Annotated in this window: 5 protein-coding genes, 1 pseudogene and 1 CRISPR repeat array; of the genes and pseudogenes, 2 read left to right on the top strand and 4 right to left on the bottom strand. The window is 46.6% G+C overall.

The window, feature by feature from the left end; translation table 11 throughout:
* Positions 1-594, top strand: a pseudogene (locus E5S67_RS29470) (DNA-binding protein); the annotation flags it as partial.
* 279 nt (positions 595-873) lie between these two features.
* A CRISPR array of direct repeats spans positions 874-5,106; the repeat unit is 37 nt; unit sequence GCCGCAATTAACCTAACTCCCTATCAGGGATTGAAAC.
* 333 nt (positions 5,107-5,439) lie between these two features.
* On the top strand, positions 5,440-7,506 hold the full coding sequence (locus tag E5S67_RS29465; RefSeq protein WP_172192659.1) for an elongation factor G: 2,067 nt from the start codon (positions 5,440-5,442) through the stop codon (positions 7,504-7,506).
* A gap of 93 nt (positions 7,507-7,599) precedes the next feature.
* Here the strand turns inward: E5S67_RS29465 and E5S67_RS29460 are convergent, their stop codons facing one another.
* Genes E5S67_RS29460 through E5S67_RS29445 form a run of 4 tightly spaced genes read right to left on the bottom strand, consistent with a single transcriptional unit; the run spans position 7,600 to position 10,243 of the window.
* Complete coding sequence (locus E5S67_RS29460) at positions 7,600-7,980, bottom strand: HEPN domain-containing protein (RefSeq protein ID WP_246277040.1); 381 nt, start codon at positions 7,978-7,980, stop codon at positions 7,600-7,602.
* A 25-nt stretch (positions 7,981-8,005) separates the two neighbouring features.
* Positions 8,006-8,671, bottom strand: a complete 666-nt coding sequence (locus E5S67_RS32850) for a hypothetical protein (RefSeq protein WP_216670797.1) — start codon at positions 8,669-8,671, stop codon at positions 8,006-8,008.
* A gap of 20 nt (positions 8,672-8,691) precedes the next feature.
* Positions 8,692-8,985, bottom strand: a complete 294-nt coding sequence (locus tag E5S67_RS29450) for a hypothetical protein (RefSeq protein WP_172192655.1) — start codon at positions 8,983-8,985, stop codon at positions 8,692-8,694.
* A gap of 49 nt (positions 8,986-9,034) precedes the next feature.
* A complete protein-coding gene (locus tag E5S67_RS29445; protein ID WP_246277039.1) occupies positions 9,035-10,243 on the bottom strand; it encodes a tetratricopeptide repeat protein in 1,209 nt (402 codons plus the stop codon).
* Between the last annotated feature and the right edge of the window lie 87 nt (positions 10,244-10,330).

Raw genomic sequence — 10,330 nt, 5'->3', positions numbered from 1 at the left:
ATTAATAGCACTCCGGGAGTCGGGGAGAGGATTTTGGCTGGGGCGGGGGTTGGTGCTGTCTGGGGCTGTGTTTGGGCGAGTTTCCGGCCTCCTCTGGCGCTGCCGGTGGGGAGGGTGTGGGGCCGGCGGGGAGGGTATTTGGGGGCGGTCTGGGGCTCGTTTGTGGGGACTCTGGCTGGTGTTTTTTTGGGGGCTGGGCTGGTGGTTTGGCAGCAATACGGTGTCCAGATGCGACCGGTGAATGAGTTTGCTGGTTTGCTGCTGGGTGTGGCGATCGTGGCGGCTGGTGTGGGTTCTGTTGGGGGTGTGGTTTCTGGGGGCTTGTTGGGTTTTTGCGGGTTTGCGCCGAAGCTGCCCATTTCGTTTCAGCCTTCGGGTGTAAATGGTGGGGCTTTGGGGGCGATTTGGGGCAGTTTTTTGGGGACTTTCGCGGGTGCTGTGTTGGGGGCAGGGGAGTCTCCGATGTTTCCGGCTGTTAGCGCTGGGGTGCCGGTCGAGTTGGGGCCTGTGGCGGGGGCGATCGTGGGGGCTGGTTTGGGGGCGATTTGGGGGGTGGTTTCGGGTACTGTTTGGGGGGCTTTGGGGAAGTGGTGATCGGGTTGATGTTTGTTTTTGGGTGGAAAATCCGTGAATGGGTAGGTGTTAAATTTGAGGTGTTAATTTTTGGGGCTACAATGTATGTGCTGCAAGGGTTTGAGGCTCACTGCCCGAAAAAATGATTCACGGAAAGGCTGAAAGTATTACTGGATAAGGCTTTGGAGTGAATATGAAATTTTGGTTATTGACAAGTCGAAGGCCGAAATGGTACTTTTGTTTTAGATTCACGGAACTGAACCTTGAAAACCAAATACAGCAATGCTTCTGGAACGGGCGGCCGCAATTAACCTAACTCCCTATCAGGGATTGAAACTTGCTATCACTTGCGATCAGTTCTGCTATCACTTTGCCGCAATTAACCTAACTCCCTATCAGGGATTGAAACTAGGAAGTTTCCGCTTTTTCTCATTCGCTTGGTCAAGGCTTGGGCCGCAATTAACCTAACTCCCTATCAGGGATTGAAACGCTGATTGCGAGGAGTAAGCATGACTCAAACAAAAACGCCGCAATTAACCTAACTCCCTATCAGGGATTGAAACGGAATGTCGGCGGGTAATTCCTGTGAAAGTGGCAGGCCGCAATTAACCTAACTCCCTATCAGGGATTGAAACTTACTTCGCATGGATTGACCAATATTCCCAACGTGCCGCAATTAACCTAACTCCCTATCAGGGATTGAAACAAATTTTTTAAAAATACATCAAGAGGAAAAACAGCCGCAATTAACCTAACTCCCTATCAGGGATTGAAACTAAAAAAAAGCGGATTTACGAAGCTAGCAACAATGCCGCAATTAACCTAACTCCCTATCAGGGATTGAAACCGAAGTGATGGAAGCCTCGTTGCTCGTGGAAAGTTCCAGCCGCAATTAACCTAACTCCCTATCAGGGATTGAAACGAATCTAAATCTTTCCAATCACTTGTATCAATTCCAAGCCGCAATTAACCTAACTCCCTATCAGGGATTGAAACTACCCGTACCAGGATGAAGGCTAGGAGGCAAAACGCTTGCCGCAATTAACCTAACTCCCTATCAGGGATTGAAACCCTGAGCAAGTTGTCATGGAGGCAATCTCCCAAGCCGCAATTAACCTAACTCCCTATCAGGGATTGAAACTTTGCCTCTTTGGAAATGGCGGGATATTGTTGCGAAGAGCCGCAATTAACCTAACTCCCTATCAGGGATTGAAACGTAGCTGTTCTTTTTGCCTGCCAACCAGTCCAAGACTCTCCAGCCGCAATTAACCTAACTCCCTATCAGGGATTGAAACGTAACAGAGATTGTCCCAAATCCACAAGGATTAATTTTAGCCGCAATTAACCTAACTCCCTATCAGGGATTGAAACATTGAAAACGTCGGAGGACTTCTCAACTGTCCGTACTCCCCCGGGCCGCAATTAACCTAACTCCCTATCAGGGATTGAAACATTCCTGTTGGAGGAGAAGTTGCCGATTTCGTAAATGAGCCGCAATTAACCTAACTCCCTATCAGGGATTGAAACTAGCACAATTGAAAAAGCTGCTGTGTTGCAAGACTTTGCGCCGCAATTAACCTAACTCCCTATCAGGGATTGAAACCAAATTACGACGGACAAAGCTGTTATGGAGTATCCCGCCGCAATTAACCTAACTCCCTATCAGGGATTGAAACCCGAGTTCGTAGACCCCGAAGCTCGGCTGCCGCGCATTCAAGCCGCAATTAACCTAACTCCCTATCAGGGATTGAAACTTACCGTTTAAATCTACAAAATGTAAAATCGGCTCGCCGCAATTAACCTAACTCCCTATCAGGGATTGAAACTTGCTGGTGTCGGTGCGATGACTTTGGGCGCTGGCCGCAATTAACCTAACTCCCTATCAGGGATTGAAACTACACTGTCTACAAGTATGAGATACGAACACAGAGGCCGCAATTAACCTAACTCCCTATCAGGGATTGAAACCGCCCGTTGCTGGAATTGGAGGCACCACAGGGTGCCGCAATTAACCTAACTCCCTATCAGGGATTGAAACGAACTGTTCCATCATAGGGGCTCCGAATAACGCTGCCGCAATTAACCTAACTCCCTATCAGGGATTGAAACAAAAGTAACAACCTGACCGTGCTCCAATTCATAGTGCCGCAATTAACCTAACTCCCTATCAGGGATTGAAACGGGTAAGGAAGCAGAATTCTATTTCAACAAATCTCGCCGCAATTAACCTAACTCCCTATCAGGGATTGAAACAAAAAATAATGCTTTTAAGATATGCAAAATTAGCGCCGCAATTAACCTAACTCCCTATCAGGGATTGAAACCTTTTTACTTCTCTGGACAAATGGTGAAATAATATGATTGCCGCAATTAACCTAACTCCCTATCAGGGATTGAAACGTAAAGTTCAAGTTCTTTAGCGATTTTCTCTGCTAAGCCGCAATTAACCTAACTCCCTATCAGGGATTGAAACAAAGCTCGCTATAGCTTATTATTAATAAGCCCTGGGCCGCAATTAACCTAACTCCCTATCAGGGATTGAAACATTTGCGAGCATTATAAATCGCTTCAAGCTTAATAAAGCCGCAATTAACCTAACTCCCTATCAGGGATTGAAACTCTCAAACTCCTCGGCTCCCGCCGATTCGATCGCGTGCCGCAATTAACCTAACTCCCTATCAGGGATTGAAACGGCAGCAAACTCCGCCTTGGCTTGGGGTGAGAGCGCCGCAATTAACCTAACTCCCTATCAGGGATTGAAACCATCATTCCTCAAGGCACGCATATTTAATATTTCTAAGAGCCGCAATTAACCTAACTCCCTATCAGGGATTGAAACTCTGCTAACGAAGCGCCAGAGAGCCGCGACCTGCCGCAATTAACCTAACTCCCTATCAGGGATTGAAACCCCCTCTGGTAAAGCTTTGACAGCTTTGGTAATCTTGTGCCGCAATTAACCTAACTCCCTATCAGGGATTGAAACTTAACCTGGTGAAATAGCTGATAAACCCTAATTTGCCCCTGCCGCAATTAACCTAACTCCCTATCAGGGATTGAAACTTTACTTTGTACTGTTCCCGCCCAACTTCCTCCAGTCTGCCGCAATTAACCTAACTCCCTATCAGGGATTGAAACCTCAATTTTTAGAGCTTTGATAATTATTTCAAACACTGCCGCAATTAACCTAACTCCCTATCAGGGATTGAAACAAATCAAAGTTGCCTGCGCGCACATCATTTTCGGCCGCAATTAACCTAACTCCCTATCAGGGATTGAAACTTATCGGTGACGCGAACAACACGATCGTCTTTTCTCTGGCCGCAATTAATCTAACTCCCTATCAGGGATTGAAACTTTTACAAGTCAGCAGCCGCACCCGTAAACCCAGCCGCAATTAACCTAACTCCCTATCAGGGATTGAAACTTAAGCGTTGCGATGCCTTGTGGGTGCTACTTATTCTGCCGCAATTAACCTAACTCCCTATCAGGGATTGAAACGGGCTCCGAAGTAAACCAGTACACAATCAAAATCACGCCGCAATTAACCTAACTCCCTATCAGGGATTGAAACTCGCTTCTTACAGAGATAAAAACTCAGTTAGCACATCTAGCCGCAATTAACCTAACTCCCTATCAGGGATTGAAACCAAAATACCGAGATTAAAAACTTGAGTTATGGGTTTTGCCGCAATTAACCTAACTCCCTATCAGGGATTGAAACCTATCACAAATTCTCTTTGAGACAATCGCAGCTTGGCCGCAATTAACCTAACTCCCTATCAGGGATTGAAACTAATCCTAAGTACAAACTGAAAGAAATTATTGAAGCCGCAATTAACCTAACTCCCTATCAGGGATTGAAACATCGAGAAAGCGCTAGTAGGTTTATCCGGTGTCTGCGGCCGCAATTAACCTAACTCCCTATCAGGGATTGAAACAGAGAGTACCCCATCCCCTCGATCGAGCCTTGAGCCGCAATTAACCTAACTCCCTATCAGGGATTGAAACTTGTCATGAACCGAGCAAACATCCGCCACATTTTGCGCCGCAATTAACCTAACTCCCTATCAGGGATTGAAACGATGGCTGACATTTCTGATAGATATTGTTGGTAAGGGCCGCAATTAACCTAACTCCCTATCAGGGATTGAAACGTTAGACTCGCTAACAATTGGGACGTGCCGCCGCCAACGATTTTGCCGCAATTAACCTAACTCCCTATCAGGGATTGAAACATTCCACTAGAAATTAGCGGAAATTCTTTACACCCAGAAGCCGCAATTAACCTAACTCCCTATCAGGGATTGAAACGCTTTCAGCAGACCGTGAGCTGAGACAAGCTGTAGCCGCAATTAACCTAACTCCCTATCAGGGATTGAAACTAATACGGGGCGGGGAACTGTCCGCGTCAAATACCAAGCCGCAATTAACCTAACTCCCTATCAGGGATTGAAACGCTATCTATTATTTCGATAGCCCTTCACTTCGTTCTTCCTGCCGCAATTAATCTAAACCCCTATCAGGGATTGAAACGTAAACGAGCAAGCGGTTTGCGAATGCTGAGGAATTAGACACGAAAAAACCGCTAAAATCGAGGCAGAGCAAGAGTGAAATGGGTTCCCCGGCAGAGCCTGGGAACGAGAATTTTCTCCGCGTTCATCTGCAGTTTAACAATCCAAATATTAAGAAAAACTACAATTTGTGTTGGCGTCACTCAAAATACGCTAGCGTCAAAAGTATAGAATCATACCAAAATCTGAAGTTGCTCGAAAATGCAATAAAAATTAACCTAGAAAAAGTCTAGAAAATGGTAGAGAACTGATTGCACCAAGAGCAATGGAAAATAAGTTTTCTGTTGGAGGCAATATGAACGAAAAAGTCATTGGGGCCACGCGGAACGTTGCAATTGTTGGCCCTTATTTAAGCGGTAAAACCGCACTGCTCGAAAGTTTGCTGTCGGTGACAGGGACAATTACCCGCAAAGGAAATGTCAAAGATGGCAACACAATAGGTGATAGTTCGCCGGAAGCGCGCGATCGCCAAATGAGCGTAGAAGTAAACGCCGCCACCGCTGAATATCAAGGCGTCCGCTTCACATTTCTCGACTGTCCGGGCTCGGTAGAATTTGCCCAAGAAACTTACAATGCGCTGATTGGTGTGGATGCGGCGATAATTGTTTGCGAACCCGTTGCCGATCGCACTTTAACCCTCGCACCCCTGTTTAAATTCCTCGACGATTGGGAAATTCCCCACCTAGTTTTCATCAACAAGATCGATCGAGCTTACACAGACGAAACTACTTGCGGCACCAACTTCACCGAGGTGATCGACGCGCTCAAATCCGTTTCCAGCAGACCGATCGTACCTCACCAATATCCGATCGGCAAAAACGAACAAATCATCGGTTTTATTGACTTAGTAACCGAACAAGCTTACCACTACCATCCGGGGGCCGCCGCAGATCCCGTCCCGCTTCCAGAACACCTCAAAGCACAAGAAAGCGCAGCGCGGCAGCAAATGCTCGAAGAATTGGCGAATTTTGACGACCATTTACTCGAAGAATTGCTCGAAGAAATCAATCCCGATGCCGAAGAAATTACCCGCGATTTAAAGATGGAATTAGGCGCAGATTTAATTGTGCCAGTATTCATCGGCATCGCCGAACAAGATTTCGGCGTGCGGCCTCTGCTGGAAGCTTTGCTGAGGGAAGCGCCGACACCGGAAACTACAGCCGAGCGCCGCGGCATTATACAAAGTGAAAACAAAGTTCTGGCTCAAATCCTCAAAACCTATTACACGCCGCAGGGAGGCAAACTATCGTTAGTGAGAATGTGGCGGGGGACGCTGGCAGACGGAGCAATTTTGAACGGGGTTCGAGTTAACGGTTTGTACCGCTTGACCGGCCAGCAAACGCAAAGTTTGCAATCCGTCAGCGCCGGGGAAATTGTGGCTTTGGGAAGGCTAGAAGGCGTGAAAACAGGCGATACGCTGGCGATTGACCGATCGGAAGAATTGCCAAAAGCCGAAATCATCCCTCCTGTCTACGCACTGGCGATCGTCCCAGAAAAGCGCAACGATGAAGTTAAGCTGAGCTCCGCTTTAGCTAAATTGCTAGAAGAAGACCCATCTTTAGTCTGGGAACAGCACGGCGACACTCACGAAATTATACTTTGGGGTCAAGGCGAAATCCACCTGAAAGTAGCCTTAGACAGGTTGCGCCGTAAGTATAATCTGCCTATGGTAACTCACTTACCGCAAGTGCCGTACAAAGAAACCATCCGCAAACCAGCATCTTCCATCCACGGGCGCTACAAACACCAAAGCGGCGGGCACGGACAGTTTGGGGACGTGTACCTCGACATTCAACCGCAGCCTCGCGGAGAAGGTTTCACCTTTAGCGACAAAATAGTCGGCGGCGTCGTCCCAAAACAGTACATTCCCGGCGTGGAAGTGGGAGTGCGCGAGTATTTGGATCGCGGCCCGCTGGGTTTCCCGGTGGTAGACGTAGCGGTGACGCTGACGAACGGTTCCTACCATTCTGTGGACAGTTCCGAACAAGCTTTCAAGCAAGCGGCGCGTTTGGCGATGCAGGAGGGAATGGCGAAGTGCGAACCGGCATTGCTGGAGCCGATCGCCAAAGTTGAAATTTGCGCTCCGAACGAGTGTACATCAAAGGTGTTGCAGTTGGTCAGCGGACACCGCGGCCAAATTCTCGGCTACGAAGGTAAACCAGACTGGAAGGGATGGGATGCAGTTTCTGCTTATTTGCCGATCGCAGAAATGCAGAATTTGATCGTAGAATTGCGATCGCAGACAATGGGAGTAGGATTTTTTAATTGGGAGTTCGATCGATTGCAAGAAGTGCCGGAACCTTTAGCTAAGCGGGTTTTGCTAACAACTGGCGGCAATGGAAACGGTAACGGTAAAAGTTAGGTAATTGTCTTAAAAAACCCGGTTTCTTCAAGAAACCGGGTTTTTGCAGCAGTTGCTATTAAAGTTTATTGGGTTCACTTCCCATTTGTCGGATTATTCAGTTAAGTTACTTAACGCTGAAATAATATTCTGAGCTAGCATTAACGCAGTTTTCGCTTCTCTTGGTAAGTTAAACATAGTATCTTCATAATCAGCTTTATTCCTAAGTTCTCTCAATCTGCTTAAATTTTCACCTATTTTGACCCTATTTTTCATTTTAGTTGGGTGGTCTATAAATTCTTTTGCTACATATTGATGTTCGTTGATATCACGATTCTTACGAAAAAGTCTTGGGTCTTTTTCAATGTCGCGCAAGTAATTTCGCGCTAGGCAAAATGTCGAATAGTATGCTCTACTTATCGCCGATCGCAACTTGGCTTCCATGTTAGGTGAACTGTCACTATTCGTAGCAGCTAAATCTTGAGCTAAATTCAAATATTCTGACCAATTAAATCTCATTTTACTCCCATTCAAGGCTAATATGTAAATCATTTTTGGGGGCAGCTATTTTAGCTTCGAGCCACCAACTATCATCAAGGATGTTTAACTTTGCAAAAGCTTCCTCGACTTCGAGTTTAGTGTAGATAGCAATCCACAGCGCTCGCCAGTTGGCAATTTCTGGATCGGTTTTCACTTCTAAGCCTAATCTTTCCGTAGGAAATAGCGCTCGAATGCGATCGTAAGCTTCCAGAATCAAAGGTGCGATCGCTTCTTGTTCGATGATGATTTGAAAAGTTTCTAGGGGGTTTTCAACCGCGTACAGGCTTTTGATTTTATTAAAAGATGCAATTAAATTGTCAAAGGCTTTAGCTATTTCAGAGGGATTCTCCACTTCTCCTGGCGGCTGAGGAAAGGAAGGGCTTAAATTTATAGCGTCGGTGCTGTAAATGCTGTCACTTGTCTGCTGGTAGCGTTTGTCTTTTAATTTTGCTTCGTACTCATCTTGTAAGTCGAGGCGTTCTTTTCTGTAAATTTCGTTCAGAGTGTTGTTTTGTTGTGCTAATTTTTCTAAAGCCAATATCTGATGACTTATATTCTCTTCCAACTCGCCAAGCTGGACAGATGAATCTAGTTTAGCTAAAGCAGCGCCAAGGGCTTGCAGCCTAATAATATCTCTTTCTTTCATAAGAGTCGATGGTTTGGAAGTTAGGGATTAACTTTACCAGTAATTGTGAAACCTGCCCAGTGGTAGAGATCGGCATAAGGAGGTTTGTCAGATTCAATTTTAGCACTATCTCTGCGGATGAGGTTAGCTTCGTCTCTCAAATCTTGACTACAACCGGAATTGTCTTTAATTATTTCAGACAATTCCAGATACCAGTTGGATAGTTCGCTGTAAGTAATAGTTCGGAGCCATTTTTGCGCTTCTTTGAGGGCTAGTGCCGGATGCAACTTATTTTGGCAACGCTGTTCGTTGAGAATTTGATAGAATCGAATCATCCTTAAAGCGCTAGATATTTCATCGCTGGCTTTGGCTTTGTGGAAAGATTCAAAATAAGTGCCGATTTTTTTGCCGTATTCGTAGTGCCTCGTCTTTTTGCTGGTGCAACGTGCTGCAAGCAAGGCGATAGTCACAATTGCTGGGCTGATATTTATTTAAGCCTTCATCCCAGTTTTGAATAGCTTCACTGTAGCGCCCTGAGTAGAAAAATACCCAACCTCGACAGACCCAAGCTTCCCATGATTGATCGCCTGTAATTTCTAAGGCTTTATCGTAGGCTGCGATCGCCTCACTGTAGCGGCCCAGACAAGTTAGGGCAGTGCCCAGCCCGTTCCAGGCATAGTGGAATTGGGGGTCAATTTCTAAGGCTTTCTCGTAGGCTGCGATCGCCTCAATCTTGCGATCCAGAAAACTTAGGGCATTACCCAGCCCGTTCCAGGGATACTGGTCTTTGGGGTCAATTTCTAAGGCTTTGTTGAAGGCTGCGATCGCCTTCCTGTAGCGGCCCAAAGCATTTAGGGTAGCGCCCTGCCCATACCAAGCATGGTGGTATTTGGGGTCAATTTCTAAGACTTTCTTGAAGGCTGCGATCGCCTCTTTGTAGCGACCCACATCCTTTAGGGTATTGCCCAGATTGTACCAGGCTAAGTGGAATTTCGGGTCAATTTCTAAGGCTTTCTCGTAGGCTGCGATCGCCTCACTGTGGCGGTCCAAATCTTTTAGGGTAGCGCCCATTCCGTTCCAGGCATTACAGTATTTTGGGTTAATTTCTAAGGCTTGCTTGTAGGCTGCGATCGCCTCACTGTAGCGATCCAAATTTCCTAGGGCAATGCCCAGGTTGTTCCAAACATAGTCGTTTTTGGGGTCAATTTCTAAGGCTTTCTCCAAGGCTGCGATCGCCTCACTGTAGCGGCCCAAATCTTTTAGGGTAGCGCCCAGCCCGTTCCAGGCACCGTGGAATTTCGGGTCAATTTCTAAGGCTTTCTCGAAGGCTGCGATCGCCTCACTGTAGCGGCCCAAATCTTCTAGAGTAACGCCCAGCCCGTTCCAGACAATTTGGGATTTGGGGTCAATTTCTAAGGCTTTCTCGTAGGCTGCGATCGCCTCACTGTGGCGGCCCAAACTATATAGGGCATTGCCTAGCCCGTTCCAAGCATACTGGAATTTAGGGTCAATCTCTAAGGCTTGGTTGAAGGCTGCGATCGCCCCTTCTAAATCTCCTGCACGATAGCGATCGACTCCTTGGTTATATAACAATACGGTTCAGTTAAGGCTTAAATGATGGTAAATTACGTATTGTGTCCAAAAAGGGAGAGCAAGTACGGTGCATCTTAAAGAATTCTC

Origin of the sequence: Microcoleus asticus IPMA8 (assembly GCF_013179805.1) — a bacterium.
GTDB classification, from domain to species: domain Bacteria; phylum Cyanobacteriota; class Cyanobacteriia; order Cyanobacteriales; family Microcoleaceae; genus Microcoleus; species Microcoleus asticus.
Note: the sequence above shows the minus strand (reverse complement) of the source record. Positions and strands in the feature narration are given on the sequence as shown.

Bases quoted from the DNA above. Each gene is read 5' to 3' on its own strand.
- E5S67_RS29465 (WP_172192659.1), top strand. From the start codon at position 5,440: ATGAACGAAAAAGTCATTGGGGCCACGCGGAACGTTGCAATTGTTGGC.
- E5S67_RS32850 (WP_216670797.1), bottom strand. From the start codon at position 8,671: ATGAAAGAAAGAGATATTATTAGGCTGCAAGCCCTTGGCGCTGCTTTA.
- E5S67_RS29450 (WP_172192655.1), bottom strand. From the start codon at position 8,985: ATGATTCGATTCTATCAAATTCTCAACGAACAGCGTTGCCAAAATAAG.